This window comes from Pseudomonas massiliensis (assembly GCF_000826105.1).
Lineage (GTDB): Bacteria > Pseudomonadota > Gammaproteobacteria > Pseudomonadales > Pseudomonadaceae > Aquipseudomonas > Aquipseudomonas massiliensis.
The window spans coordinates 65,128-91,171 of record NZ_CCYK01000007.1 but is presented as its reverse complement, the minus strand read 5'-3'; the positions used below and the strand labels follow the sequence as shown (position 1 = coordinate 91,171).

Annotated in this window: 32 protein-coding genes and 1 pseudogene; 19 read left to right on the top strand and 14 right to left on the bottom strand. The window is 63.4% G+C overall.

Features of this window, described 5'->3' with window-relative positions:
* Window positions 1–15: 15 nt before the first annotated feature.
* From rlmH to BN1188_RS11240, 4 genes are read right to left on the bottom strand one after another with little or no spacing between them, the layout of a single operon-like run.
* Window positions 16–483 carry a 23S rRNA (pseudouridine(1915)-N(3))-methyltransferase RlmH gene (rlmH, locus tag BN1188_RS11255; protein ID WP_040261582.1) on the bottom strand — a complete coding sequence of 156 codons (468 nt, stop codon included), beginning with the start codon at window positions 481–483 and terminating at the stop codon, window positions 16–18.
* Window positions 484–491: 8 nt separating this feature from the next.
* On the bottom strand, window positions 492–881 hold the full coding sequence (gene rsfS, locus BN1188_RS11250) for a ribosome silencing factor (protein WP_040261581.1): 390 nt from the start codon (window positions 879–881) through the stop codon (window positions 492–494).
* Window positions 882–933: 52 nt separating this feature from the next.
* A complete protein-coding gene (gene nadD, locus BN1188_RS11245) occupies window positions 934–1,602 on the bottom strand; it encodes a nicotinate-nucleotide adenylyltransferase (protein ID WP_040263850.1) in 669 nt (222 codons plus the stop codon).
* Between the two features lie 2 nt (window positions 1,603–1,604).
* Complete coding sequence (locus tag BN1188_RS11240) at window positions 1,605–2,879, bottom strand: glutamate-5-semialdehyde dehydrogenase (RefSeq protein ID WP_040261580.1); 1,275 nt, start codon at window positions 2,877–2,879, stop codon at window positions 1,605–1,607.
* A 162-nt stretch (window positions 2,880–3,041) separates the two neighbouring features.
* Between BN1188_RS11240 and BN1188_RS11235 the strand changes: the two genes are divergently transcribed.
* Together BN1188_RS11235 and BN1188_RS11230 are read left to right on the top strand one after the other, a co-directional pair.
* Window positions 3,042–3,725, top strand: coding sequence for a DNA-3-methyladenine glycosylase (locus BN1188_RS11235; RefSeq protein ID WP_040261579.1), 684 nt, complete (start codon window positions 3,042–3,044; stop codon window positions 3,723–3,725).
* A complete protein-coding gene (locus BN1188_RS11230) occupies window positions 3,722–5,041 on the top strand; it encodes a bifunctional DedA family/phosphatase PAP2 family protein (RefSeq protein WP_040261578.1) in 1,320 nt (439 codons plus the stop codon). The genes BN1188_RS11235 and BN1188_RS11230 overlap by 4 nt, the downstream gene beginning before the upstream one ends.
* 18 nt (window positions 5,042–5,059) lie before the next feature.
* Here the strand turns inward: BN1188_RS11230 and BN1188_RS11225 are convergent, their stop codons facing one another.
* From BN1188_RS11225 to BN1188_RS11215, 3 genes are read right to left on the bottom strand one after another with little or no spacing between them, the layout of a single operon-like run.
* Window positions 5,060–5,650: an LON peptidase substrate-binding domain-containing protein gene (locus tag BN1188_RS11225; RefSeq protein WP_040261577.1), complete on the bottom strand. Its 591-nt coding sequence runs from the start codon at window positions 5,648–5,650 to the stop codon at window positions 5,060–5,062.
* Between the two features lie 10 nt (window positions 5,651–5,660).
* Window positions 5,661–6,377, bottom strand: coding sequence for an LrgB family protein (locus BN1188_RS11220; RefSeq protein WP_040261576.1), 717 nt, complete (start codon window positions 6,375–6,377; stop codon window positions 5,661–5,663).
* The gene (locus BN1188_RS11215) at window positions 6,374–6,745 is read right to left on the bottom strand and encodes a CidA/LrgA family protein (RefSeq protein WP_040261575.1); all 372 of its coding nucleotides are present in this window, start codon (window positions 6,743–6,745) and stop codon (window positions 6,374–6,376) included. The genes BN1188_RS11220 and BN1188_RS11215 overlap by 4 nt, the downstream gene beginning before the upstream one ends.
* Before the next feature lie 146 nt (window positions 6,746–6,891).
* Between BN1188_RS11215 and BN1188_RS11210 the strand changes: the two genes are divergently transcribed.
* The 3 genes from BN1188_RS11210 (at window position 6,892) to BN1188_RS11200 (ending at window position 9,815) form a co-directional block, all read left to right on the top strand.
* Window positions 6,892–7,347: a MaoC family dehydratase gene (locus BN1188_RS11210; protein ID WP_040263848.1), complete on the top strand. Its 456-nt coding sequence runs from the start codon at window positions 6,892–6,894 to the stop codon at window positions 7,345–7,347.
* Window positions 7,348–7,431: 84 nt separating this feature from the next.
* The gene (locus BN1188_RS11205) at window positions 7,432–9,156 is read left to right on the top strand and encodes a C13 family peptidase (RefSeq protein ID WP_040261574.1); all 1,725 of its coding nucleotides are present in this window, start codon (window positions 7,432–7,434) and stop codon (window positions 9,154–9,156) included.
* 17 nt (window positions 9,157–9,173) lie between these two features.
* On the top strand, window positions 9,174–9,815 hold the full coding sequence (locus BN1188_RS11200) for a Rossmann-fold NAD(P)-binding domain-containing protein (RefSeq protein WP_040261572.1): 642 nt from the start codon (window positions 9,174–9,176) through the stop codon (window positions 9,813–9,815).
* 185 nt (window positions 9,816–10,000) lie between these two features.
* Here the strand turns inward: BN1188_RS11200 and BN1188_RS11195 are convergent, their stop codons facing one another.
* From BN1188_RS11195 to mpl, 3 genes are read right to left on the bottom strand one after another with little or no spacing between them, the layout of a single operon-like run.
* Window positions 10,001–10,288: a YceK/YidQ family lipoprotein gene (locus BN1188_RS11195; RefSeq protein ID WP_040261571.1), complete on the bottom strand. Its 288-nt coding sequence runs from the start codon at window positions 10,286–10,288 to the stop codon at window positions 10,001–10,003.
* Window positions 10,281–10,910, bottom strand: coding sequence for a flavin prenyltransferase UbiX (ubiX, locus tag BN1188_RS11190; protein WP_040261570.1), 630 nt, complete (start codon window positions 10,908–10,910; stop codon window positions 10,281–10,283). Before ubiX ends, BN1188_RS11195 begins: the two co-directional genes overlap by 8 nt.
* Window positions 10,907–12,256, bottom strand: coding sequence for a UDP-N-acetylmuramate:L-alanyl-gamma-D-glutamyl-meso-diaminopimelate ligase (gene mpl / locus BN1188_RS11185; RefSeq protein ID WP_040261569.1), 1,350 nt, complete (start codon window positions 12,254–12,256; stop codon window positions 10,907–10,909). The genes ubiX and mpl overlap by 4 nt, the downstream gene beginning before the upstream one ends.
* Before the next feature lie 202 nt (window positions 12,257–12,458).
* Here mpl and exaC point away from each other — a divergent pair, with 202 nt between their 5' ends.
* The 5 genes from exaC (at window position 12,459) to BN1188_RS11150 (ending at window position 17,486) form a co-directional block, all read left to right on the top strand.
* Complete coding sequence (gene exaC, locus BN1188_RS11175; protein ID WP_040261567.1) at window positions 12,459–13,979, top strand: acetaldehyde dehydrogenase ExaC; 1,521 nt, start codon at window positions 12,459–12,461, stop codon at window positions 13,977–13,979.
* A 123-nt stretch (window positions 13,980–14,102) separates the two neighbouring features.
* Complete coding sequence (locus BN1188_RS11170; RefSeq protein WP_040261566.1) at window positions 14,103–14,759, top strand: DedA family protein; 657 nt, start codon at window positions 14,103–14,105, stop codon at window positions 14,757–14,759.
* Window positions 14,759–15,586 carry a M90 family metallopeptidase gene (locus tag BN1188_RS11165; RefSeq protein WP_040261565.1) on the top strand — a complete coding sequence of 276 codons (828 nt, stop codon included), beginning with the start codon at window positions 14,759–14,761 and terminating at the stop codon, window positions 15,584–15,586. The genes BN1188_RS11170 and BN1188_RS11165 overlap by 1 nt, the downstream gene beginning before the upstream one ends.
* Before the next feature lie 132 nt (window positions 15,587–15,718).
* Window positions 15,719–16,246 (top strand): inorganic diphosphatase, encoded by a 528-nt coding sequence (gene ppa / locus BN1188_RS11160; RefSeq protein WP_040261564.1) that lies wholly within the window; start codon window positions 15,719–15,721, stop codon window positions 16,244–16,246.
* A gap of 565 nt (window positions 16,247–16,811) precedes the next feature.
* Window positions 16,812–17,486 carry an HAD family hydrolase gene (locus BN1188_RS11150; RefSeq protein WP_040261563.1) on the top strand — a complete coding sequence of 225 codons (675 nt, stop codon included), beginning with the start codon at window positions 16,812–16,814 and terminating at the stop codon, window positions 17,484–17,486.
* Window positions 17,487–17,591: 105 nt separating this feature from the next.
* Here BN1188_RS11150 and BN1188_RS11145 read toward each other — a convergent pair whose 3' ends face one another.
* From BN1188_RS11145 to BN1188_RS11135, 3 genes are all read right to left on the bottom strand, one after another.
* Window positions 17,592–17,804 carry a hypothetical protein gene (locus tag BN1188_RS11145; protein ID WP_040261562.1) on the bottom strand — a complete coding sequence of 71 codons (213 nt, stop codon included), beginning with the start codon at window positions 17,802–17,804 and terminating at the stop codon, window positions 17,592–17,594.
* A gap of 336 nt (window positions 17,805–18,140) precedes the next feature.
* Entirely contained in the window at window positions 18,141–18,959 is an 819-nt protein-coding gene (locus BN1188_RS11140; RefSeq protein ID WP_040261561.1) for an alpha/beta fold hydrolase, read from the bottom strand.
* A gap of 28 nt (window positions 18,960–18,987) precedes the next feature.
* Entirely contained in the window at window positions 18,988–19,389 is a 402-nt protein-coding gene (locus BN1188_RS11135) for an OsmC family protein (RefSeq protein WP_040261560.1), read from the bottom strand.
* Window positions 19,390–19,664: 275 nt separating this feature from the next.
* On the opposite strand from BN1188_RS11135, the gene BN1188_RS11130 reads away from it, so the two are divergent.
* From BN1188_RS11130 to BN1188_RS21925, 5 genes and pseudogenes are all read left to right on the top strand, one after another.
* Entirely contained in the window at window positions 19,665–20,027 is a 363-nt protein-coding gene (locus BN1188_RS11130) for a response regulator transcription factor (protein ID WP_040261559.1), read from the top strand.
* A gap of 94 nt (window positions 20,028–20,121) precedes the next feature.
* Window positions 20,122–20,658: a helix-turn-helix transcriptional regulator gene (locus BN1188_RS11125; protein WP_232430920.1), complete on the top strand. Its 537-nt coding sequence runs from the start codon at window positions 20,122–20,124 to the stop codon at window positions 20,656–20,658.
* A 169-nt stretch (window positions 20,659–20,827) separates the two neighbouring features.
* Window positions 20,828–22,663, top strand: coding sequence for an amidohydrolase (locus BN1188_RS11120; protein WP_040261558.1), 1,836 nt, complete (start codon window positions 20,828–20,830; stop codon window positions 22,661–22,663).
* 27 nt (window positions 22,664–22,690) lie between these two features.
* Window positions 22,691–23,314: an isochorismate family cysteine hydrolase YcaC gene (gene ycaC, locus BN1188_RS11115; protein ID WP_040261557.1), complete on the top strand. Its 624-nt coding sequence runs from the start codon at window positions 22,691–22,693 to the stop codon at window positions 23,312–23,314.
* A gap of 3 nt (window positions 23,315–23,317) precedes the next feature.
* Window positions 23,318–23,431: pseudogene (locus tag BN1188_RS21925) on the top strand (LysR family transcriptional regulator); the annotation flags it as partial.
* 20 nt (window positions 23,432–23,451) lie between these two features.
* Here the strand turns inward: BN1188_RS21925 and BN1188_RS11110 are convergent.
* Complete coding sequence (locus BN1188_RS11110) at window positions 23,452–23,670, bottom strand: PLD nuclease N-terminal domain-containing protein (protein ID WP_040261556.1); 219 nt, start codon at window positions 23,668–23,670, stop codon at window positions 23,452–23,454.
* A gap of 187 nt (window positions 23,671–23,857) precedes the next feature.
* Between BN1188_RS11110 and BN1188_RS11105 the strand changes: the two genes are divergently transcribed.
* From BN1188_RS11105 to ispA, 4 genes are all read left to right on the top strand, one after another.
* Window positions 23,858–24,364, top strand: a complete 507-nt coding sequence (locus tag BN1188_RS11105) for a hypothetical protein (protein WP_040261555.1) — start codon at window positions 23,858–23,860, stop codon at window positions 24,362–24,364.
* A gap of 12 nt (window positions 24,365–24,376) precedes the next feature.
* Window positions 24,377–24,817 carry a DUF421 domain-containing protein gene (locus tag BN1188_RS11100; RefSeq protein WP_040261554.1) on the top strand — a complete coding sequence of 147 codons (441 nt, stop codon included), beginning with the start codon at window positions 24,377–24,379 and terminating at the stop codon, window positions 24,815–24,817.
* An 83-nt stretch (window positions 24,818–24,900) separates the two neighbouring features.
* Window positions 24,901–25,143: an exodeoxyribonuclease VII small subunit gene (locus tag BN1188_RS11095; protein ID WP_040261553.1), complete on the top strand. Its 243-nt coding sequence runs from the start codon at window positions 24,901–24,903 to the stop codon at window positions 25,141–25,143.
* Window positions 25,140–26,027 carry a (2E,6E)-farnesyl diphosphate synthase gene (gene ispA, locus BN1188_RS11090; RefSeq protein ID WP_040261552.1) on the top strand — a complete coding sequence of 296 codons (888 nt, stop codon included), beginning with the start codon at window positions 25,140–25,142 and terminating at the stop codon, window positions 26,025–26,027. Before BN1188_RS11095 ends, ispA begins: the two co-directional genes overlap by 4 nt.
* The last annotated feature ends 17 nt before the right edge of the window (window positions 26,028–26,044 follow it).

Here is a 26,044-nt window from a genome sequence, read left to right as displayed (position 1 = left end):
GACGACTGTGTTGATCTATTTGTGGTAGGGATGGCCGGACAACACCGTCCATGCCCGATAGAGCTGCTCGCCGATGAGGATGCGCACCAACGGATGAGGCAGGGTAAGCGCCGAGAGCGACCAGCGCTGATCGGCCCGGGCACACACTTCAGGCGCGAGCCCCTCGGGGCCTCCCACCATGAAATTCACATTGCGGGCATCCAGCCGCCAGCGGTCGAGTTCGCAGGCCAGTTGCTCGGTGCTCCAGGGCTTGCCACGCACTTCCAGGGTAACCACCCGCTCACCCGGCTGGACCTTGGCAAGCATTGCCTCCCCTTCCTGGCGGATCAGCCGCGCCACGTCGGCATTCTTGCCGCGTGTGTTAAGCGGTATCTCCACCAGTTCCAGGGGCAGCTCCGCAGGAAGCCGACGGGCGTATTCCGTCCAGCCATCGTCCACCCAGCGGGGCATGCGCGACCCTACCGCGATCAGACGCAAACGCACGGTGGCGCTTACTCCTGGTCGAGGCTGGGGTGGCCTGGCGCGTGCTGAGCGCGGCTCTGCTCGGCGCCTTGCCACAGGCGCTCGAGGTCATAGAACTGGCGCGCGGCGGAGGTCATCACATGCACCACCACATCACCCAGGTCCAGCAATACCCAGTCGCTGTCGCCCTTGCCTTCTTCGCTCAGGGGCTGGATACCCTGTGCCTTGACCTTCTCGCGTACGTGCTCGACCATGGAATTGACGTGACGGTTGGAGGTGCCGGTGGCGATCAGCATGTAGTCGGTAATGCTGGTCTTTTCCTTCACATCGATGCTGAGGATGTCCTGAGCCTTGATGTCTTCAAGGGCCGCGGTGGCCAGTTGAACCAGTTCTTCGCTCTTCATTGCAGAGTTTTTCATATCACACTCGTTGATTCGTAAGTCGGGGCGCGGGATTACCGGCGCTGCCCGGTCAATTGGGCGCATGGTACAGACCATGCGCCTCGATGTAGGCCAATACCGCGTCTGGCACCAGATAACGAACCGACTTGCCGTTGGCCAGCAGCTGGCGGATCTGGGTGGCGGACACCGCCAGGGGTGTCTGCCAGACGTAAGCAATCTGCCCGGCCGGCCCTTGCAGGGCGGCCGGAGCGCTGACCGCGCGGGCGGCCAGCAGGTTACGCAGGGCATCGGGCGGCTCGCTGTCGGCATCCGGACGCTGCAGGACGACGATGTGGCAATGCCACAACAATTCGGACCACCGGTGCCAGCTTGGTAGCCCACAGAAGGCATCCCAGCCGAGCAAAAGGAACAGTTGATCGTCAGTGGCCAACTCGGCGCGTATCGCCTCCAGGGTCTCGATGCTATACGAGGGCTGCGACCGCAGCAGTTCCCGCCCGTCAACATGCAGCGGAAAGACGCCCTGGACCGCCTGTTCGACCATGGCCAGACGCTGCTCGGGCGTGGCCTGAGGCTGCTCCCGATGCGGTGGTCGGGCATTCGGAACCAGCCGCAACTCGTCCAGGGCAAGCACATCGGCCACTTCCAGCGCGCCGCGCAGATGGCCGATGTGCACCGGGTCGAAGGTACCTCCGAGCACGCCGATGCGCCTGGGTAAGGGCGAGCGCGCCTGCTGGCCCAGGCTCAATGGGCGCTCGACTCGCCACGCAGCTGGCCGTCACCGATCACCACGTATTTCTCGCAGGTCAGGCCTTCCAGCCCCACAGGCCCGCGGGCATGCAGCTTGTCGGTGGAAATGCCGATTTCCGCGCCCAGCCCGTATTCGAAGCCGTCGGCGAAGCAGGTGGGCGCGTTCAGCATCACCGAAGCCGAGTCGACCTCGGCCAGGAAGCGGCGGGCCTCCCCCTGGTGCTCGCTGACGATGGCATCGGTATGGTGCGAGCCGTAGTGGTTGATGTGCTCGATGGCCTGGTCAAGACCGCTGACTACACGGATCGACAACACCGGGGCCAAATATTCGGTACGCCAGTCGTCTTCGCTTGCCGGGGCGGCCTCGATGATTGCCCGCGTACGCTCGCAGCCACGCAGCTCCACGCCTTTTTCCCGCAGCTGGCCAGCCATGGCCGGCAGGAACTCAGCGGCCACGGCCGCGTCCACCAGCAGTGTTTCCATGGCGCCGCAGATGCCGTAGCGGTAGGTCTTGGCGTTGAAGGCGATGCGCCGGGCCTTGGCCAGGTCGGCATGGGCGGACACGTAGACGTGGCATATGCCGTCCAGGTGCTTGATGACCGGCACCCGGGCATCCTGGGCGATACGCTCGATCAGCCCACGCCCGCCCCTGGGCACGATGATGTCCACATACTCGGGCATGCTGATCAGCGCGCCGACCGCGGCGCGATCCGTCGTTTCCACCACCTGGACCACGGCGGCCGGCAGGCCGGCCGCTTCCAGCCCCTGGGCGATGCAGCCCGCGATGGCCCGGTTGGACTGGATGGCCTCGGAACCGCCACGCAAGATGGTGGCGTTACCGGACTTCAGGCACAGGGAGGCGGCGTCGATGGTCACGTTGGGCCGTGACTCGTAGATAATGCCGACCACGCCAAGCGGCACGCGCATCCTGCCCACCTGGATGCCGGAAGGGCGGTAGCTCATGTCGCGGATGGCGCCGACCGGGTCTGGCAGGGCGGCGACCTGGCGCAGGCCGGCGATCATGCCATCGATACGCGCGGGCGTCAGCGCCAGGCGGTCGAGCAAGGCCGATTCCAGGCCATTGGCGCGGGCCTGGGCAAGATCCTGCTCGTTGGCGGCGACCAGGGCTTCACGGGCATCATCCAGCGCCTGGGCGGTGGCCAGCAGGGCCTGGTTCTTCTGGCCGGTGCTGGCCCGCGCGATGACCCGGGCGGCGTCGCGGGCGGCGCGTCCGAGGCGGTGCATGTAGTCGAGGACAGGCTCAGTCATGATTCCACGGCTTGGAAAAGAGGAAAGCCGCTGATTATAGCCGTGACAGGAAGGGACTAACAGCAGCGACGGGCAGATGGTTACAAACTGAAGACACCGCCGCGCTGAAACCTTCCCTGGAGCCTTGCTATCATCTGCTTCATATCGTCCACGGTCGTTCACATGCCTGATTCCCACGCCCTCCCTGACACCTTCTTCGATCGCGATGCGCTCCTCCTGGCCAAGGACCTGCTCGGCAAGGTGATACGTCATCGCCAGGGTCCTCACTGGCTGGCCGCGCGCATCATCGAGACCGAAGTCTATCGCCTGGAGGACAAAGGCAGTCACGCGTCCCTCGGCTACACGGAAAAGCGCAAGGCCCTGTTCCTCGATGGCGGCCATATCTACATGTACTACGCCCGTGGCGGAGATTCGCTCAACTTCAGCGCCCACGGCCCGGGCAATGCCGTGCTGATCAAGTCGGCCTACCCCTGGGTGGACGAACTCAGCGATGAAAACGCCCTGGCGCGGATGACCCTCAACAATCCGGACGCCAGTGGCCAGCCTCGCCCACCCGAGCGCCTTTGCGCGGGCCAGACCCTGCTTTGCCGGGCCCTGGGCCTGAAGGTGCCGGAATGGGACGGCCGCCGCTTCGACCCGGCCAGGTTCTATGTGGAAGATGCAGGCGTGCAGGTATCCCAGATTATCCAGACCACCCGCCTTGGCATACCGGCGGGGCGCGACGAGCACCTTCCGTACCGCTTCGTCGACGCGGAATACGCCCGCTTCTGCACCCGAAACCCTTTGCGTCGAGGCCAGATCCAAGGACGCGACTATGAGTTGTTGAGCCAAGGAAACCGAGCATGAATGCGTGGCTGGGCGAAATGAACCAATGGCTGAGCGCCAACCCCGAGTGGCTGGGCGCCACGATCTTCCTGGTGGCCTGCGTGGAATGCCTGGCGATCGCCGGGCTGATCGTCCCCGGCACGGTGGCCCTGTTCGCCGTGGCCGCCCTCGCAGGCGGCGGCGCCTTGAGCCTGGGCGATACCCTCCTGCTCGGTTATGCCGGTGGGCTGGTGGGGGATGCGCTTTCCTACGCCATCGGCCGGGGCATGGACCAGAACATTCGCCGCCTGCCCGGGCTGCGCAGCCATCCGCAATGGCTGACCAGCGCCGAGGGGTTCATCCAGCGTTACGGCGTGGCCAGTCTGTTGGTGGGCCGCTTCATTGGCCCCCTGCGGCCCATGCTGCCCATGGTCGCCGGCATGCTGAAAATGCCGCTGCCACGCTTCACTCTGGTCAGCCTTCTCGCCGCCGCGGGCTGGTCGGTAGCCTACCTGCTGCCCGGCTGGATGACCGGCGCCGCGGTGCGCTTGCCCTTGCCTGCTGGCTTCTGGCCCCAGGCCGCGGCGGTAGCCATTGGCCTGGCGGCCTTGATCGGCCTGGCGATCAATAGCAGCCTGCGGCGCCAACCAAGCGCCACTGTAGTGACCAGCGCCGCCAGTTTCGGCTTGATGCTGGCGGTATTCCTCGGCTGGCCCTATCTCACCCACTTCGATGAAGGGCTGGTCGCGCTGGTGCAGGAGCATCGCAGCCCGGGCCTGGATCGCATCGTGGTCGCGGTCACCCGGCTCGGGGACTTCCGCACCCAGGCCTGGGTGGGCGTCCTGCTCACCCTGTTGTTGCTGGCGGCCCGGCACTGGCGCCACGCCCTCTTCGCGGGCGGCGTACTCCTGTGCACCGCCCTCGGCAACGGCACCCTGAAGTGGCTGTTCTCGCGCGCACGTCCGGAAGTCCTGAGCACGCCCCTGAGCACCTATAGCATGCCCAGCGGCCATAGTTCGGCCTCCTTCGCCTTCTTCCTCGTGCTGGCGGTACTGGCCAGCCGCGGCCAGCCGCCGCGGATGCGCCTGACCTGGATGCTGGTGGCCTGCATACCCGCGCTCTCCATCGCCTTGTCGCGGGTCTACCTGGGCGCCCACTGGCCCACGGACGTCCTGGCCGGCGCGCTGCTGGCCGTGTTCGTCTGCGCTGCCGGCCTGGCCATTACCTTGCGCGTGCATCGGCTGGAGCCCCTGGGGCTGCGCACCTGGTGCCTGGTGCTGGTGCCATGCCTGCTCTCGTTCGCATGGTTCACCTGGCACGACCTGGCCGCAGCCCTCAGCCAGTATGCCTATCAATAAGCCCCGGCCCGGGACGAATCAACCTTGCAACTCCCCTTGCATGCGGTCGACCAGGGCCTGGACCATTTCCAGCCGGGTGCTGGGGTCCGTCGTTTCGAGCAGGCTCAGCTTGTCGTGGTCTTCGAACGGCAGTAAATAGGCCAGGCGGTTCGCCAGGGCTTGCCGGCCCGTGGCCTCGCTACCCATTTCCAGTGTCGCCACCAGAGGGTGCTGCGCCAGGGCCGCAAGCAGGGCCAACAGGTCCTGGTCGTCTTCGCCCAATGGTACGTCAGGCGCATCCTCCAGCCATCGCACCTCGGCCACGATCAACTGATCACGCTGCACCTCGACGCTTTCCACCTGGAAACGACGGCCGCCTTCCACTCGTATACCCAGCAAGCCATTGTCCTGCTGTTGGAAATCCTGAACTCGCGCTTCACATCCCAGGGAGGCATAGGCCGTGGGCACATCGCCCACTTCGCTGCCTTCCAGTATGCAGACCACACCGAAACCCTCGCCCTGCTTCATGCAGCGCCCGATCATGTCCAGGTATCGCGCTTCGAACAACTGCAAATCCAGGGTACAGCCCGGGAAGAGCACAGTATTGAGCGGGAATAACGGCAACTTCATCAAGCGTTCCTCATACGAAAAGACTGACCGCCAATGGCAGGAATACTGCGGTGCTGACCCCCATCAGGCTCATGCCCAGGGCGGCGAAGCCCCCACAGGCCTCACCTTCCTGCAAGGCAACCGAGGTACCCACCGCATGGGAGGTCAGGCCCAGGGCCATGCCGCGTGCCTCAGGCGCGCTTACCTTGAGCAGCCTCAGGATTCCCGGGCCAAAGATGCCGCCCAGTACTCCGGTAGTGAGCACGAACACCGCCGCCAGCGCTGGAACCCCGCCAAGCTGACCTGCCACCAGCATGGCGATCGGCGAGGTGGCCGACTTCGGTGCCATGGTCACCAGGGTCTGGGTATCCATGCCGAAGCACCAGCCCAGCCAGACTCCGGAAGCGGTTGCCACCACGCCGCCCAGCAGCAGCGTAGCAAGGGTCGGCCACAGCAGCTGGCGGATGCGACGCAGGTTCAGGTACAGCGGAACCGCCAGCGCAACGGTGGCCGGGCCCAAGAGCGTGGCGAAGATTTCCGTGCCCTGGCGATATTCGGCGTAGGACAAGCCACAGGCCACCAGGGCACCCACCACCAGCAGCATGGACAAGAGCACAGGCTGCAGGAAGACCAGCCGGGTGCGCTCGTACAATGCCATGGCAAGCTGATAGGCCGCCAGGGTCAGCCCTATGCCGAACAAAGGATGATGAATGACCGCCCCCGCCGCGGCGTGCCAGCCCAGGTTCATGGTTGCCGCCCTGGCTCGGACGGCTTCGCCCTGGAACCAATGAGCCGCTGCATCAGCCAGCCTGTCAGCCCCAGCGAGCCCATTACCGACAGGCCCAGCGCGCCCACGAGCGCCCAGAAATGCTCGGCGAGCAGCGAGGCATAGACCATTACGCCCACGGCAGGCGGCACCAGCAGCAACGGCAGGTAACGCAGCAGACTGGACGCGGCCAGCTCCACATGATCAGGGACTTCGCCCTGATACATCAGCCAGCCCAGCAAACACAACAGCCCTAGAATGGGCCCCGGTAGCAGCGGCAAGAACAGCTCATGCAAGGCCGTGCCCAGCAGTTGGAATACGATCAGCCAGGTCAGCCCTCTCAATAGCATTGCGTTCCTCTCTACCCCGCTGATGGACGGCGAGCATTATAGCGACCCAGGGGGACATTCATGGAATGGATGGGGGGCAGCGTGCCTTGACCTGCGCCCACTGGCATGGTCAGGTGCCGATGATCGCCATTCTGTCAGGAGACGTCATGCGTTACATACCGGCTGACCACCTTGTGGATTATCTTGACCAGGACCTGGGCTGCTCCGAGTGGCTAATGATCGATCAAGCCCGCGTCGACCAGTTTGCCAACGCCACCGAGGATCATCAGTTCATCCATGTGGACGCCGAACGCGCCGCCGCTACTCCCTTTGGCGGTACCATCGCTCATGGGTTCCTGACCCTGGCGCTGATTCCGCGCCTGATCGAAGGCTTGATGTTGGCGCCGGAAGGAACGCACATGACAGTCAATTACGGACTGGAGGGGGTGCGCTTCATCCAACCAGTGCGGGTAGGCGCCCGGGTGCGCCTGCACCTGACGCTACTCCAGGCCACGCAGAAGCGTCCGGGGCAATGGCTGCTGCGGGCCAGGGCTACCCTGGAAATCGAAGGCCAGGCACAGCCCGGCTTCGTCGCCGAACCGCTGCTGCTCTGTTTCCTGTGAGCCAGGACGCACCCTGACGTCTGAGGCTGTATCCGACAGCGATATCTACGGCATACTCGGCGCCTCGATTGCCCGGACCCTGCCATGCGCCCACTCGCTCCATTGGCCCTGTGCCTGCTGCTCGCCGCCTGCGGCGAAGGTAAACCCCTGCTGCCCGCTGATGCCCGTCTTCCTGATGGCGGCAAGTACCATGGGCAAGTGGTCGATGGCTTGCTGCAGGGCGAGGGCCGCGTGGACTACCCCAACGGCAGCTGGTACGTCGGCGCCTTCAAGGATGGTCAATGGCACGGCACCGGCGAATGGCACGGCCCGAATGGAGAAGTCTACAAGGGAGAGTTCAAGCAAGGCCTGTTCGACGGACAGGGCACGCTCACCGCTGGCAACCTGACCTATACCGGCGGTTTCAAGCGGGGCAAGCGTGAAGGCGAAGGTTTTCTGAAGGAGCCGGGCCATAGCTACCGGGGCGGCTTCGTCAATGATCAATACGCCGGCGCCGGCCACCTGGAACTCGAAGACGGCAGTACTTACCAGGGCGACTTCGAGCACGGCCAACCCAACGGCGAGGGCGTGCGTACCGACGCCGAGGGCAACCAGTACAGCGGGCACTTCGTCGACGGCCAGCTGGAAGGGCATGGCACCTTCAGCAATGGCGACGGCGACCATTACACCGGTGAGTTCCATCTTGGCCGCCTGGAAGGGCACGGGCGCTACGAGACCCAGGCAGGCGATGTGTGGATCGGTGCTTTCAAGGGGGGCGCGCCCAACGGCCATGGCGACCTGTTCGCCAACGACGGCAGCCATTACCAAGGGGGCTTCGTCGACTGGCATTTCCACGGTGAGGGGCAACTGGCCTCGGCCGATGGCAGCCTTTATACCGGTGGTTTCGTTGAGGACGCCTACCAGGGCAAAGGTGTCCTGGTTCTTTCCGACGGGAGCCGTCAGGCCGGCTTCTGGGTGCAGGGGCGCCTGGTGCGTGACGAGCAAGGCCACCTGTTGCCCGACCCCCTGGAGCGCGGCCTGCTGGCCCAGGGCCCCTTGCTGGAACGCGCGCTGGCGCGCTTGCCGAACTCTACCCCGGCCGTGGAACTCTATAGCCTGACGGTAGGAGGCGACGGCGAGCAGAGTGTGTTCATGCGTGAAGCGGACTATGTTCATGACCTGCTGGCAAGCCGCTTCGGCGCCAAGGGCGGGCTGACTCTGGTCAATCATCGGGACCATTTCAACGACCGCGTCATGGCGACTCGGGAAACCCTGGCACGCTCCGTACAGGCTATCGCCCAGCGCAGCGGCCCCGAAGACCTGGTGTTCATCTACCTTACCAGCCATGGCACTGCCGAACATGAGTTGGTGCTGGAACAGCCCAGACTGGAGCTGGGCGACCTTTCCGCTGGCGACTTCGCCAGTCTGCTGGCCCCCTTGAAGGATCGCGACAAGATCATCGTGGTTTCGGCGTGCTATTCCGGTGGTTTCATTGAGCCTCTGAAAAACGAAAAGACGCTGGTCATCACCGCCTCGCGCGCGGATCGGGTGTCCTTTGGCTGCTCCGAGGAAGCCGACTTCACCTATTTCGGCGATGCCCTGTTCGGCCAGGCACTGACTACCACGGACGACCTGCAAAGTGCTTTCCAGCAAGCCTCGGCGATTGTCGCGCAACGAGAACAGGCGGAGAATTTCGAAGCTTCGGAGCCTCAGATGTGGGCGCCCAAGGGCGTGCTTACCCACTGGCACCGGCTACGCCAGCAACAGGCGACCGCCGCCTTGCATGGCGACGAGCATGGCATGGACCCTGAATCGGCGGCCCGGCATTAATGGCCGAAGGAGGCAGCATGTATCTCACTCCGCAGAATATTCTTCTTGCCGGCGCCACCGGCCTCACGGGCGAGCATTTGCTCGATCGCCTGCTCAACGAGCCTACGGTGACCCGCGTGCTGGCGCCTACCCGACGGGCGCTGGTGGAGCACCCGCGCCTGGAAAATCCCGTCGGCGAGCTCAATGCCTTGTTGCCTGGACTCCAGGGACCTGTCGACATCGCCTTTTGCTGCCTGGGCACGACTATCAAGCAGGCCGGCTCCCAGGAAGCGTTTCGCGCCATCGACCACGACCTGGTGCTGGCCTATGCGGCCCGCGCCCGCGCCTTGGGCGCACGGCATTTCCTGGCCATCAGTGCGGTGGACGCGGACCCCTCCTCTTCCATGTTCTATAGTCGGGTCAAGGGCGAGCTGGAACTGGGCTTGCGTGAGCAAGGTTGGCCCCAACTGACCCTGGCTCGACCATCGATTCTGATCGGCAACCGAAGCGAGCCGCGCCTGGCCGAACAGATCGCGGGCCCCCTGTCCCGCCTGATTCCTGGCAAATACCATGGTATCGAAGCCTGCCATCTGGCCCGGGCGCTATGGCGCCTGGCCCTGGAAGACGGCCAGGGCGTTCGGGTGGTCGAATCCGATGAACTACGCAAGCTGGGCCGCTGAGGCTTCCAGAGGACGTCGGGAGCCTAAGCCCGCCAAGCGCAGGTCACCCGGTGGGAGGTAGCGCAGCGGCCGAACGGTCCTTGATCAGAGATTGTATACATTCGCCAGCTCCCCTGGCTCCCACTGCCAATCGCCGCCTGAACAGGAAGGGCTTGCCTGCCCTGATGCGCCAGCTTCGCGGGTGCCTACAGGCCGCCTTGGGCCTGGTAGCCCACGCCCAGTGTGGCCAATAGCGAGAACGGCAACAGCAGGGTGTCCAGCAAGGCACTGCCGGGAAGGTCCACGGCGGGCCAGGCGGGGGGCTTGGTACCGAAACGGTCTATCGCGCAGCAGCCACCACCCAGGGCATAAAGGTCCAGCCGGGTGCCAGCGTAGACCAGAGGCGCTCCGGGCTTGGCGGCATCCAGGGTTTTCACCGTGCCGCAACCTGTGCACAACGCCAGGCATAGCGCAGCGGCCAGGGCCCTATTCATCGTTGCCAACGTGATACTCGCCCCAACGCGGCAGCATGTCCTGGGGAATGTCCAGAAGGTTCAGAATGCGCGCCACCACGAAGTCCACCAGGTCGTCGATGGTCTGCGGTTGATGGTAGAAGCCCGGAGAGGCTGGAACGATGACCGCGCCTATTCGCGACAGCTTGAGCATGTTCTCCAGGTGCAAGGTGGAATATGGCGCTTCTCGGGGTACCAGGATCAATTGGCGGCGCTCCTTGAGCGTCACGTCCGCCGCCCGCTCGATCAGATTGTTGCAAGCGCCGGTAGCGATGGCCGACAGCGTGCCGGTGGAACAGGGCACCACCACCATCGCGCTGGGCGCGCCCGAGCCAGAGGCTACCGGAGCCATCCAGTCTTCCTTGCCGTAGACTCGCACCTGGCCCGCGCTCGCCCCTGTGTACTCAGTGAGGAAGGCTTGCATGGCCTGCGGCTTGGCCGGGAGGCTGACGTCCGTTTCGGTAGCCATCACCAGTTGCGCTGCCTTGGAGATAAGGAAGTGCACCTCGCGGTCTTCCCTTACCAGGCAGTCCAGCAGCCGCAAGCCATATTGCGCCCCCGAAGCCCCGGTCATTGCCAGGGTGATGCGTTCCGGGCCGCTCATTGCAGGGCCTCGGCCAATTTGTTGTGCAGGCCGCCGAAGCCGCCGTTGCTCATGATCACCACATGGGTGCCAGGCACGGCCTGGGCCTTGACCTGGGTGATGATCGCTTCCAGGCTGTCGGCCACCTGGGTAGGCACCTGGCTGCCGGCCACGGTCGCGGCCAAATCCCACCCTAGGTTCGGCGGCGCATACCAGATCACCTGGTCAGCCTGGATCACGCTGGAGGGCAAGCCGTCGCGATGGGCGCCGAGCTTCATGGAATTGGACCTGGGCTCGACCACGGCGATGATGGGCGCTGCGCCCACTCGCTTGCGCAGGCCGTCCAGCGTGGTGGCGATGGCCGTGGGATGGTGGGCGAAGTCGTCATAGAGCGTCACACCCTTGACCTGGGCCACCACTTCCATGCGCCGTTTGACATTGCGGAACTCACTCAGGCCAGCGATGCCCATGGCCGGCACTACGCCCACATGGCGCGCGGCGGCCAGGCAGGCCAGGGCATTGGCGACGTTATGGCGCCCTGTAAGCGACCACTGCACCACGCCTTCGACCTGCCCCTGGAACGATACCTCGAAGCGTGAGCCGTCTTCAGCCAGCAAGCGGGCCTGCCATTGCCCGCCTTCGCCGGTGGTTTGCACAGGCGTCCAGCAGCCCATGGCGATCACCCGTCCCAGAGCCGCTTCGTCCGTGGGGTGAATGATCAAGCCCTGGCCGGGAATGGTCCGCACCATGTGGTGGAACTGACGCTCGATGGCGGGCAGGTCGGGGAAAATGTCTGCGTGGTCGAATTCCAGGTTGTTCAGGATGGCCGTGCGCGGCCGGTAGTGAACGAATTTCGAACGCTTGTCGAAGAAGGCGCTGTCGTATTCATCGGCCTCGACCACGAAGAACGGGGTGTCGCCAAGGCGCGCGGAGACGCCGAAATTCTGCGGGATGCCGCCGATCAAAAAACCTGGCGCCATGCCGGCGTGCTCGAGCACCCAGGCCAGCATGCTGCTGGTGGTCGTCTTGCCATGGGTGCCCGCCACGGCCAGTACCCAGCGACCTTGCAGCACATGGTCGGCCAGCCATTGGGGGCCGGACACGTAAGGCAGCCCTTGGTCGAGCACATATTCCACGGCCGGGTTGCCCCGGGACAAGGCGTTGCCGATCACGACCAGATCGGGCGCTGGCGACAGCTGGGCCGGATCGTAACCCTGGGTGAGCTCGATGCCCTGGGCCTGCAACTGGGTGCTCATGGGTGGGTAGACATTGGCGTCCGAGCCGGTGACGCGGTGGCCGAGGGCTTTGGCCAGTACCGCCAGCGAGCCCATGAAAGTACCGCAGATGCCGAGAATGTGGATGTGCATGGTGGACCTCGAAAAACGTCGAGGCAGGGTAGCCCAGGCCAGCGAGAATTTCACCCGCCGCTGGCGCTCGCTTGCTGGGCCAGCCATGGACGCAAGGGACGCGGCTGCCGCCCCGCAGCGCTTTGGCCAGCAGTCGTTCAGGCTTTGTTCTACGCTTGAACTGCCCTATGCCCACAAACAATAAGAGCCCAGGAGAAACCCCATGCGATACGCTCATCCAGGTACCGAAGGCGCCATTGTCACCTACAAGGAACGCTACGGTAACTACATCGGCGGCCGCTTCGTCGAGCCAGTGAAGGGCCAGTATTTCACCAATACCTCGCCCGTGAATGGGCAGCCTATTGCCGAATTTCCAAGGTCCACGGCCGAAGACATCGACAAGGCTCTGGATGCGGCCCATGCCGCCGCCGATGAGTGGGGCCGGACTTCGGTCCAGGCGCGCTCGTTGATCCTGCTCAAGATCGCCGACCGCATCGAACAGAATCTCGAACTGCTCGCCCTTACCGAAACCTGGGACAATGGCAAGGCCATTCGCGAAACGCTCAACGCGGACATCCCCCTTGCAGCGGATCACTTCCGCTATTTCGCCGGTGCCCTGCGCGCCCAGGAAGGCAGCGCCGCGGAGATCGATGGCAATACCGTTGCCTATCACATCCATGAGCCATTGGGCGTGGTCGGGCAGATCATTCCCTGGAACTTCCCTATCCTGATGGCGGCCTGGAAGCTGGCACCGGCCTTGGCTGCGGGCAACTGCGTGGTGCTCAAGCCTGCCGAGCAGACACCCTTGGGCATTTGCGTACTCCTGGAAGTGATCGGCGACCTGCTGCCCCCTGGCGTGCTTAACGTCGTGCAGGGCTATGGCAAGGAAGCCGGCGAGGCCCTGGCCACCAGCAAACGCATCGCCAAGATCGCCTTCACCGGCTCCACGCCGGTGGGCTCGCATATCATGAAGTGCGCCGCCGAGAACATCATCCCCAGCACCGTGGAGCTGGGCGGCAAATCACCGAACATCTTCTTCGAGGACGTCATGCAGGCCGAGCCGGCGTTCATTGAAAAGGCGGCGGAAGGCGTGGTGCTGGCCTTCTTCAATCAGGGCGAAGTCTGCACTTGTCCGTCCCGGGTGCTGGTGCAGGAGTCCATCTACGGCGCCTTCATGGCTGAAGTCATGAAGAAGGTAGAGCAGATCAAGCGCGGAGATCCGTTGGATACCGACACCATGATCGGCGCCCAGGCGTCCCAACAACAGTTCGACAAGATCCTGTCCTACCTGCAGATCGCCAAGGACGAAGGCGCGGAGTTGCTGACGGGTGGCCAGGTGGAGAAGCTGGAGGGCGACCTTGCCAGCGGCTATTACATTCAGCCGACCCTGCTCAAGGGCAACAACCGCATGCGGGTGTTTCAGGAAGAGATCTTCGGGCCGGTGGTGAGCGTGACTACCTTCAAGGACGAGGCCGAAGCCTTGGCTATCGCCAACGACACCGAGTTCGGCCTGGGGGCCGGGGTATGGACCCGGGACATCAACCGCGCCTACCGCATGGGCCGGGGCATCAAGGCCGGCCGTGTATGGACCAACTGCTACCACCTCTACCCGGCGCATGCGGCGTTCGGCGGCTACAAGAAATCCGGCGTTGGCCGGGAAACCCACAAGATGATGCTCGACCACTATCAGCAGACGAAGAACCTGCTGGTGAGCTATGACATCAACCCGCTAGGGTTCTTCTGAGGACAGAGGCCCTGGGCTGGCGCTCTCAGCCGCGCGGGGCCTTTGACGCACCGAGCCGGCCCGCCACTTTCGCCGTATACTGACGCCCTTTTTCGTCGTAAACCGGCCTTACAGGTGGCGCATATGGATTTCAACCCGCTGGATCTCATCCTGCATCTGGATGTGTATCTGAACCAGTTGGTCACTCAGTATGGAAGCTGGATCTATCTGATCCTGTTCGCGGTGATTTTCTGTGAAACCGGCCTGGTAGTAATGCCCTTCCTGCCCGGCGACTCCCTGCTGTTCATCGCCGGGGCCGTGGCTGCCGGTGGCGCCATGGACCCCCTGATGCTTGCGGGGCTGTTGATCGCGGCAGCCATCCTGGGCGACAGCACCAACTATGTCGTGGGGCGCACCCTGGGTGAACGCCTGTTCGCCAATCCCCATTCCAGGATCTTCCGCCGGGACTACCTGCTGCGTACCCAGGCTTTCTATGATCATCACGGTGGCAAAACCGTTACCCTGGCCCGCTTCCTGCCGATCATTCGTACCTTCGCGCCCTTCGTGGCGGGCGTGGCGCGCATGCCCTACCCTCGCTTCATTGGTTTCAGCGCAGCCGGCAGCGTGGCCTGGGTCGGCAGCCTGACCACCCTGGGGTTCTTCTTTGGCAACGTGCCGTTCATCAAGCACAATCTGACGCTGCTGGTGCTGGTGATCGTTGCGCTGTCTTTCCTGCCCATGGTCATTGGCTTGATCCGGGGCCGTCGTAGCCGTAGCCCGGCCGAAACGGCCGGTCGCTGATGTGGAGCTGGCGTGCGTGGAAACGTCAGCGTACCCTGCGGCGCCATCAGGTCAGCGACCAACAATGGGCGCAGGCGCTCCAGGCCCTGCCCCTGCTCGACGGCCTGGGCGCTGAGCAAGAACAGCGGCTGCGCGAGCGCAGCCTGTTGTTCCTCGCGGAGAAAACCCTGACGCCCCTCCCAGGGCTCGAGCTGTCCGACCATGACTGCCTGCTACTGGCCGCCCAGGCCCAACTGCCGCTCCTGGGCCTGGAGGAACTGGGCTGGTACCAGGGCTTCCATGAACTGGTGCTCTACCCGGACGACTTCGTCAGCCCTCAGAAGTATCGGGACCCTAGCGGCGTGGAGCACAGCTGGGACGCCGAGCACAGCGGCGAAGCCTGGGAGCAGGGTCCGGTGATCCTGGCCTGGCCCGGTGTGGAGGCCAGCGGCGGCTGGGATGGCTACAACCTGGTCATCCATGAGCTGGCCCATAAGCTGGACATGCTCAACGGGACCGCCAACGGCTTGCCGCCTCTGCATCGCGGCATGTCAGTGGAGCGCTGGGCCGAGGCCATGCAGCAGGCTTTCGATGACCTTAACCGGCAACTGGACGCTGACGAACAGACCGACACCCTCATCGACCCTTACGCGGCGGAAAACCCGGCCGAGTTCTTCGCCGTGACCAGCGAATATTTCTTCAGCGCACCGGATGTGCTGCTCCAGGCTTACCCACAGGTTTACCGGCAGCTGCAGGCCTTCTATCGCCAGGATCCGCTGGAGCGCCTGCGGCTGTCCGAGAGCACTGGCAATGCGCGGCAACACCCTGAGCCAGGGTTGCAACCCTGAACGCCAATGACTGTCCTAGCGTGGCGCCATATACGGGTTATGCCTATAATCCCGCCACCTTCTACCCGGGCCTTGGCGCTGACACCGCGCCAGGCCTTGGCCCTACGATCTCATTGTTAACGGGAGCACCCCATGAGCTACAGCAAGATCCCAGCCGGCAAGGACCTGCCGAACGACATCCACGTCGTTATCGAGATCCCGGCCAACCACGCGCCGATCAAATATGAAGTGGACAAGGACAGCGACGCGCTCTTCGTTGACCGCTTCGTGGCCACTCCCATGTTCTACCCAGCCAACTATGGCTACATCCCCAACACCCTGGCCGATGACGGCGATCCGCTGGACGTGCTGGTGGTCACCCCCTACCCGGTGGTACCCGGCTCGGTCATCCGCGCGCGCCCGGTAGGCGTGCTGATGATGGACGACGAAGGCGGTGGCGATGCCAAGGTACTGGCCGTGCCTCACGACAAGCTGACCCAGCTGTACAAGGACATCAAGGAATACACCGACCTGCCGCCACTGTTGCTGCAGCAGATCCAGCACTTCTTCGAGAACTACAAGGCCCTGGAGCCGGGCAAGTGGGTCAAGCTCAAGGAGTGGGGCAACGCTGACGCGGCCCGCGCCGAGATCACCAAGGCCGTGGCCGCGTACAAGGACTAAGCCTGACCGCTTGGTACGAAGCCCCGGCCAGCCCGGGGCTTTTGCATATTGAAACGAGTAAAGCAGCAGCGGTGGCCAATCAGCCCTACCCAAGCCGGGCAGATGGCTTTATCCTGTGCGCCACCTTGGCAACGGCTGCGGCCCGCGCCCGGCGAGTCGGCTACCCGCCAGCCCGCCCGTTACCGCCTTGCGCGGTAGCCTCCTACCTTTTGCAGGTGGGTACGGCTTGTCAAAAACACGCCAGACCCGCCCACGAGAAGCCGGCCACAAGCCGGCTTTTTAATGCCCGGCGCAAACGCCCAATCGCTCAGCTCAACTGGCCCGGCAAGACGCGCGCCGCCTGCGGTTTCGCCAACGCCAACACCCTGAGGCGCGCCTTCGTCCGGCATGTCGGGGTCACACCGGCAGAGTATCGGCGGCGCCATGGCGGATCGATGTGACAGCGCCGCCGCCTGGCATGCCGTGACTGAGGCCGGCCAGATAGCCTCCCTTCTTCGGTCGCCACCGGAACCAAGCCCATGCCTATTCCTCGAAGGTTAACCCCCTGCCTTCGACGGATCAGTTCATGCGTGAGAAAACCTCTTTCATCTTCGACCTGGATGGCACCCTGACCGACAGCGTTTACCAGAACGTGGCCGCCTGGAAGGAAGCCCTGGATGCTGAAGACATCCCCCTGGCGATGTGGCGTATTCATCGCAAGATCGGCATGAGTGGCGGCCTGATGTTGAAAAACCTGTCGCGGGAAACCGGGCTGGAACTGAGCGACGCCCAGGCCAAGCGACTCAGCGAGCGCCATGCCAAGGCCTATGAGCGGCTGCAGGACCAGATCATTGCCCTGCCGGGAGCCAATGAACTGCTCGCTACCCTCACCCGTGAAAAGCTCAAATGGTGCATCGCCACCAGTGGCGAAACGGCCACCGCCCAGATCAATCTCAATGCCTTGGGACTCGATGCCAGCGAGATCACTCTGGTTACCCGTGACGACGTCAAGCAGGGCAAGCCGGACCCGGCCCTCTTCATTGCGGGCGCGGACAAGATGGGGGTACCCATCGAGGAATGCCTGGTCATAGGCGACGCCATCTGGGACATGCTCGCGGCAAGGCGCGCCAAGGCCTTGGGAATAGGTTTGCTGTCTGGCGGTTACGACCGTGGCGAACTGGAGCGGGCTGGCGCCTTGCGGGTCTACGCCGACCCCCTCGACTTGCTTGCTCATCTGGACGAAGTGGCGTCGTTCGAGTAACCCTTTATTTCAGGTCAGCTGTGGCGTTTCGAAATAGGCCTGGGCCTGACCCCTGGCCATAGCAAAAGGCCGGCGATCTGCCGGCCCGGTATAGGTGGGTAAACTTCAGTGCCACAGCCCAGCCAGGTACTCATGACCGGCGGGCGTCAACGTTAGCTTGAACACGATAGCCCGGTCTGGGCTGTACACGCGTTCACTGCGAAGAAAGCCTGCGAGCACCAAGGCTTGCAAGGTTTGGGTCAACTGCCCACGGTGAGCGCATTGACCAGAGGCTACGTCGGCAAGAAGGCAGCGATGGGTTTTCTTATAGTCAAGCATGGCAAACATCCTTCTACTGTTTTCTTATTGTTAGGTAGACAGTAGACCATGCGTGATCGCTCTACCATGGGGGTCAGAGCATTGGTCCGGATCTGCCGGGACGGACCGATCCGGTAAGCATGAGCGCACCCCTTGATTTCCGGGGCCTGCAGGAAATGTGACGGCCTTCACAAGGGCTGAATGCGGCTGAATCGCATCAACCTGAAAGAAAAAAGCCGACGGACGGTCGGCTGAAGCGAGCTACCAGTGATGAACATAACCCGTGAACATGTACGGAGAATGACAGTTGCCTGATTGGAAACGAGAGTAGCGCTCTCGCTTCCAGAAGGCTTGCGCTCAACGGTTCAGGAAGGCCAGCAGGTCTTCGTTGAGCTGTTCCTGATGAGTTACCGCGAAGCCATGGGGCGCGCCTGGGTAAACCTTCAATTCGGCACCTTCGATGGCCTGGGCCGCGAGCTTGCCAGTGGTTTCGAACGGTACGATCTGGTCCGCGTCGCCATGGATGACCAGGGTTGGCACATCGACCTTGGCAACGTCGCCGCGGAAGTCGGTGCCGGCGAACGCGGTAACGCAGTCAATGGTGCCCTTGAGCGAAGCCAGCAGCGCAATGTTGAGCGTTTGGGTCAAGACGCCCGCGGAAACGGTCTGGCCTTGGTTGGTGCCATAGAAGGGCGCGGCGAAGTCGCTGATGAACTGTGCCCGGTCTTTGAGCAGGCCAGCCTTGATGTCCTCGAACACCTTGCCTGGAACCCCTTCGGGAAAGCTTGCCGACTGGCCGAACGCTGGCGTTACCGCGCCCAGCAGTACCAGACCGGCCACCTTGGCTGTGCCGTGACGGCCGATATAGCGGCTAACGTCGCCACCGCCCATGGAGAAGCCGACCAGAGTCACGTCTTCCAGACCCAAGTGTTCGATCAACTGATGGATATCTTCAGCGAAAGTATCGTAGTCGTAACCGCTCCAGGGTTGGCTGGAGCGACCGAAGCCACGACGGTCGAAGGCAATGGCGCGATAGCCGCGGGATGCAAGGTAATGAAGCTGCGAGTCCCACATGTCGGCATCCAGCGGCCAGCCGTGACTGAAGAGCACAGGCTTGCCCTGCCCCCAATCCTTGAAATAGATCTCAGTGCCGTCGGTAGTCGTGAAAGTGCTCATGGGCATGCCTCCAGTCATTGGGTGGTTGCTACAGGGGTGTCAAAGCGGAATGGATCTCCACAGCGCCCGTCAGCAGGCGGTGGATCGGGCAAGCGTTGGCAACCTGCAGCAAACGGTCACGCTGGGTCTGGTCCAGTTCGCCTTCCAGGGCGATCTGACGCTCGATGCGGGTCAGGCCGGCGGCCGCGTCTTCCAGGCTGATACCCAGGTTGACCTCGATGCGTTGCAAGTAAAGCTGCTTGCGCTGGGCATACAAGCCCAGGGTGATCGCCGTGCAGGCGCCCAGGGCGGACAGCAGCAGCTCGTGGGGGCCTGGCCCGATGCTGGCGGTGCCTTCCTGGGCAAGGTCTGCCAGCCATTGGTGAAGGCCATCGGACAGCTTTACCTGGTAGGGCACGGCAGCGAACTCAGCGGTGACTTGCGCGCTCATGAAGGGCTCCAACGCTAGCGGGTTTTACTGCGCCGACTATCGGCGCCTGGCCAGCCCCCTTATTGCACTACTGTGCTTATTTGCCTCTGTGAGGCCTGATGATCATGCTGGGGCGCGATATGCCCTGAAGTAGCGGCTTGTTGAGGTAACAGCACGTATTGGCCAAAAGGCGCGCGGGTTCATTGGCCATGCAGACCCGCCCGTGCACAATGCCCAAGGGTCGCCAACGACATCGGGCGATACCGCTGCCTCCTTAGCCGCCAAGAGTCCAGTTCATGCAAGTGGTGTGCGTCGTCGACGACGATTCTTCCGTCCGAAAAAGCCTCGCCAACTTGCTGAAGTCGGCCGGTTACGCGCCTCAATGCTTCGCCAGCGGCGAAGACTTCCTGGCGTCGTCGGCCATGCAGATCGCTGCTTGCGTGGTGCTGGACCTGTGCATGCCAGGGCTGTCCGGCCATGAAGTGCAGCAGTGCCTGCGCCTCATGGCGCCGGAGTTGCCAGTGGTGTGTATCTCGGCCAATGGCGAAGCCGCCCGATGGCGTTGCCTGACCGAGGGCGCGGCCTGCTTTCTGTCCAAGCCCTTCACCGGCGAAGCTCTGTTAAGGGCCATCGAGCCTCTCGTTCATCGGCCTCGCTGAGGGGCTGAACATTCAGTCTTTTTCAGGTTTTCTAAAGTACTTGCCGTTCGGCAACGGTGACACTGGCTCCGTCAACCAGCAAGGAGCCACGGCCATGAATGCGTTTGCCCAGCTGTCTACCGCCACCCTAGACCCTGTGTCCTACCGCCTGATCGAATCGTTCCGTGAAGCCCTCGCCGCGCCTGAAGATGCCGCCCAACAGGTACAACGCAGCGGCCTGGAACTTTGTACTCATCTGCTTAACCGCTATATGGCGCCCTCTCCGAGGCTGCCGGCCAGAGTAGCCCTGGCGCCCTGGCAAGAACGTCGGGCCAAGGAAATGATGATCGCCGGTATGGCAGGGAGACTGTCAATCGCCCAGGTGGCCAAAGCCTGTGCCCTTTCACGCAGTCATTTTTCCCGGGCCTTCAAGAAGAACACAGGGGTATCCCCTCGGGACTGGCTGCTCGGCGCGCGTGTAGAGCGCGCCAAGGCGTTGCTCGCCAGCAGCCCCTTGCCCATTGCCCAGATCAGCGAGGAATGCGGGTTCGCTGATCAATCCCACTTCACCCGTACCTTCAGCCGCCTGGCTGGCTGCACCCCGATGATCTGGCGCCATGCCCAGTTCAGCCCTACTGGGCCTTACCCCTAGGGATAAGCCTCAAGGGATAAGGAACTTCTTAAACCACGGGCAAAACAAGCACGTCGATGCAAGCGGCCGCACCAGCACAAGAACAATCTGCTCGCACCCGATGGGCCTGGCCAGATGCTCTGGCATCGCCTGCGTCGCCCGGACTTACCCGTCAGTCAAAGGACCCCACATGTCAGCAGAACTGATTCTGATCAATGGCCGCTTCCACACTGTGGATCGCCACAAGCCCACCGCCGGCGCCGTGGCGATCAGCGCGGGCGCGTTCACGGCGGTCGGCGATGAAGCCGAAGTCATGGCCCATCGTGGCGCCACGACCCAGGTCATCGACCTCAGGGGGCACACGGTGACCCCCGGCTTGAACGACTCCCACCTGCACCTGATCCGTGGTGGGCTGAACTACAACCTGGAGTTACGCTGGGAAGGCGTGCCGTCACTGGCCGATGCGCTGCGCATGCTCAAGGTACAGGCCGATCGCACGCCTTCACCGCAGTGGGTCCGGGTGGTCGGTGGCTGGAACGAATTCCAGTTCGCCGAGCGGCGCATGCCTACCCTCGAAGAGCTCAACCAGGCGGCGCCTGACACGCCGGTGTTCGTGCTGCACCTGTACGATCGCGCCCTGCTCAACCGCGCTGCCCTGCGGGTTGTCGGCTATACCCGTGACACTCCCAACCCGCCGGGCGGAGAAATCGTGCGTGACAGCCGTGGCGAGCCCACCGGCATGCTGATCGCGCGGCCCAACGCGATGATCCTCTATGCGACCCTGGCCAAAGGGCCCAAGCTGCCGCTGGATCACCAGGTCAATTCCACCCGCCAGTTCATGCGCGAGCTCAACCGCCTGGGCCTGACCAGTTGCATCGATGCCGGCGGCGGTTTCCAGAATTATCCCGACGACTATGAAGTGATTCAGACCCTGGCGAGGAACCAGCAGCTAACGGTTCGCATTGCCTACAACCTGTTTACCCAGAAGCCCAAGGAAGAGCTGGAAGACTTCAAGCATTGGACCAGCAGCGTCACCCTGCACCAGGGCGACGACTTCCTCCGTCATAACGGCGCTGGCGAGATGCTGGTGTTTTCCGCCGCCGATTTCGAAGACTTCCTCGAACCTCGACCCGACCTGCCGCAAACCATGGAACAGGAACTCGAGCCGGTGGTGCGTCATCTGGTGGAGCACCGCTGGCCGTTCCGCCTGCATGCCACCTACAACGAGTCCATCTCGCGGATGCTGGATGTGTTCGAGAAAGTGAACCGGGACATTCCCTTCAATGGCCTGCCCTGGTTCTTCGACCATGCCGAGACCATCACCCCCGCCAACATCGAGCGGGTCAAGGCCCTTGGCGGCGGGATCGCCATTCAGGACCGCATGGCCTTCCAAGGCGAGTATTTCGTGGACCGCTACGGCGCGGCGGCCGCCGAAGCCACTCCGCCGATCCAGCGCATGCTCGCCGAAGGCGTGCCCGTCGGCGCCGGTACTGATGCTACGCGGGTGTCGAGCTACAACCCCTGGACCTCGCTGTACTGGATGGTCAGCGGACGCACGGTCGGTGGGCTGGAGCTGTACCCCGAAGGCCTGCCGCGCGAAACGGCGCTTGAGCTGTTCACTCACGGCAGCGCCTGGTTCTCCTCCGAGCAAGGCAAGAAAGGCCAGATCAAGGTCGGTCAGTTGGCCGACCTCGCCGTGCTCTCGGCGGACTTCTTCAGCGTGGATGTAGAAGCTATCAAGGCCATCGAGTCCGTCCTGACCGTTGTGGGCGGCAAGGTGGTGTACGCCGCTGGCGACTTCCGCGAGCTGTCTCCGCCGGCCATTCCGGTGCTGCCGGACTGGTCACCCGTGGCCCTGGTGCCCGGCCACTTCCGTCCCTCGGCGCCCATGAGCGCCGTTCATCAATGCCAGGGCGCTTGCGCTGTGCATGCCCACCAGCATGATCGCGCTCGCCGCTCGAATGTGCCGGTCAACCGGTTCCAGGAATTCTGGGGCGCCTTCGGCTGCTCCTGCTTCGCCTTCTGAACCAACCTACTTGAAAGGAGTGACACCATGACGCAGCCCTATAACCGCCTGAACAAAGACGATGCCGTCGTACTGCTGGTAGACCACCAGACCGGCCTGATCTCATTGGTACAGGATTTTTCCCCCAACGAGTTCAAGAACAATGTGCTGGCCCTGGCGGACCTGGCCAAGTTCTTCAACCTGCCGACCATCCTGACCACCAGCTTCGAACAAGGCCCCAACGGGCCTCTGGTCCCTGAGCTCAAGGAAGCCTTCCCTGATGCGCCCTACATTCCGCGTCCCGGGCAAATCAATGCCTGGGACAACGAAGACTTCGTCAAGGCCATCAAGGCTACCGGCCGCAGGCAGCTGATCATCGCGGGCGTGGTGACCGACGTGTGCGTCGCCTTCCCTACCTTGTCTGCGATCGCTGAAGGCTTCGATGTGTTCGTGGTTACCGATGCCTCCGGCACCTTCAACGAAACCGTGCAGCAAGCGGCCTGGGCGCGCATGACCGCAGCCGGTGCTCAGCTGATGAACTGGTTCGCGGTGGCCTGCGAACTGCACCGCGACTGGCGCAACGATATCGAAGGCCTTGGTCACCTGCTGTCCGAGCGCCTGCCCAACTACCGCAACCTGATGAACAGCTACAGCGTACTGACGTCTCGCTAAGGCCTATGGCCTGACCGCAGGGCCAGCCAGGGCTACGACCTCTGGCTGGTAACCCACGCGGACCTGTGCCACAGCGCTCGTGTCCGCGCGGTCATCGGTGCCATTACCGAAGCATTCGAACAGCCCGAGCCGATGGATCAGCCTTTGCTGTGTGTCGGCGACGAAGGCGCGGGGTGCATGCCGCGTGGACCCATGATGCCCCAGATCACCAGCCCGACCACAGGGAGGATGAAGATCAGCACCGTCCAGCCGATCTTGGTGCCGGAAGACTTGTCGCTGCGCCAGACGCTGACGATTGCCCAGATATCGGCAAGCAGGACAACGATGCCAATCAGCCCGGAAAGTAACGAGTCCATGGTAGTACTCCTCATAGCCTGAAAGCCCGGGCAACCCCTGTCACCCGATATTACTGTCGGCGTTTATCGCAGCCGATGGTTCAGCGCGGCGGCTCAGCATCGGACGAGCGGTCGGCCGGCAAGGCAGAGCGGAACGCTTGAGCAGGCGCTTGATCCAACGGCAAAACCAGCCAAGCACGAGGCGGTGATGGAGCAGGACGAATTTGCCAACCGCAGCTACCCCATTGTCGAAGACATGGCGCGCCAGCGTCGGGCCTGGCATATAGAGCGAGTGGGCTGGTATGCCTTGTTGGCGTTGATCGCGTTGACCTTGCTCGGTCTGTTTTCCAAGGGACCACTCTCGACCGTGAAGGTTGTCAGTCCCGATGGCAGCCTGACCGTGGACTATGAACGCTTCAGCCGTAACGGCGCCGAAGAACGGATGGTCATTATGGCTCGTGGGCAGCCAGGCCAACATCTGAACGTAACGCTGCCCGGCGAGCTGCTCGAGGGAATGGCGCTGGAAGCGTTACAGCCGCAAACCGGGCCAGCTTCTAGTCGCGGCCGCGACCTGCTCATTCCCTTGCGAGCCGACGCCCAGGGTGATGCGGTGCTCTACCTCACCCTGCGCAGTGATGGCGCCTGGCTGTTCAAGGGTGACATCGGGTTGTCCACTGGCGCGCGTGTCGCTGTTTCCAAATTCATCTATCCCTGAACGGAGCCTTACATGGATGCCGCCTTGCGCGCCGCCGCGATGTATGTCGCGCTAATCATTCTGTTCAAGGTCGCTGGAAGGCGGTCACTGGTAGACCTCACCACTTTCGATTTCGTGCTTTTGCTGATCATTGGCGAAGCCACTCAGCAGGCCTTGCTGGGTGATGACTTTTCCTTTACCAACGCGGTCCTGGTCATCGCCACCCTGATTGCCATGGACATTGGCTTCACCCTGGCAAAGCAGCGCCTGCGAAGCCTGACCCGACTTCTGGACAACGGCGCCATGATCTTGGTGGAAAACGGCAGGCCGCTCAAGGCCCGCCTGGCCAAGGCACGGCTGACCGAAGCGGACATCCTGGAAACCGCTCGCTGCAGCCAGGGCGTGGAACGCATGGAAGATATTCGCTTCGCCATTCTGGAGCGCAACGGCAGCATTTCGATCATCCGCAATTGAAGAACCCAAGACCGTGCCAGTTTGCCCACCCCCTCCGGCTCTGCTAACGTCGCGCGGTTGATTAGCCTGCCGAGAGGGCCGTCATGGCCAGAAAGAAAAGCGCTGTGGATTTTGAGCAATCCCTCACCGACCTGCAGACGCTGGTAGAGCGCCTGGAAAACGGCCAACTGTCCCTGGAGGATTCGCTCACGGCGTTCGAGCAGGGCATCCGCCTGACCCGGGATTGCCAGGATGCCCTGGCGGCTGCGGAGGTGAAGGTACAGCAGTTGCTCGAACGTGACGGCCAACTGGTTGAAACGCCATTGGACGTGGATGAAACCGAATGATCGCCAGCTATCAGGCCCGCTGCCAGGCGCGGGTGGACAGCGCCCTCGAGCGCCTCTTCCAACCCGGCCTGACGGAATTGGCCAGGCTGTACCAGGCCATGCGCTACAGCGTGATGAACGGTGGCAAGCGAGTCCGCCCCTTGCTGGTCTATGGGGCCTGCGAAGCCTTGGGTGGGGATCCCGCGAACGCTGACGGCGCGGCGTGCGCCGTGGAACTCATCCACGCCTATTCCCTGGTTCACGATGACCTGCCGGCCATGGACGATGATGACCTGCGTCGCGGCCAGCCGACCACCCACAAGGCCTTCGACGAAGCCTGCGCCATCCTCGCCGGCGACGGGCTGCAAGCCATGGCGTTCGGTGCCTTGGCCGACCCCGCCCTTGGCCGCCTGAGCGATGCTACCCGGCTGCGCATGGTCAGCGCCCTGGCTGTGGGAGCCGGGCCGGCCGGCATGGTCGGTGGCCAGGCGATCGACCTGGGTTCCGTGGGGCTCAAGTTGGACCAGGCCGCGCTTGAACAGATGCATCGGCACAAGACCGGCGCTCTGATCGAGGCCAGCGTGGTTTTGGGCGCCCTGGCCAGCGAGCGCGCCGCTGAGGCTGACCTGGTGGCGCTGCGTAACTATGCCCGTGCCATTGGCCTGGCATTCCAGGTACAGGACGACATTCTGGACGTAGAAAGCGATACGGCCACCCTGGGCAAGCGTCAAGGGGCGGATATCGCCCGCGACAAGCCGACCTATCCCGCCCTGCTGGGAATCGATCGGGCCAGGGGCTATGCCCATGAGCTGCGCGACCAGGCCTTGCAATCCTTGAGTACCTACGCAGAAGCCGCCGAGCCCTTGCGAGCGCTGGCCTGCTATATCGTGGACCGGCGCAATTGAAGCCCCTGGGGCAAGCT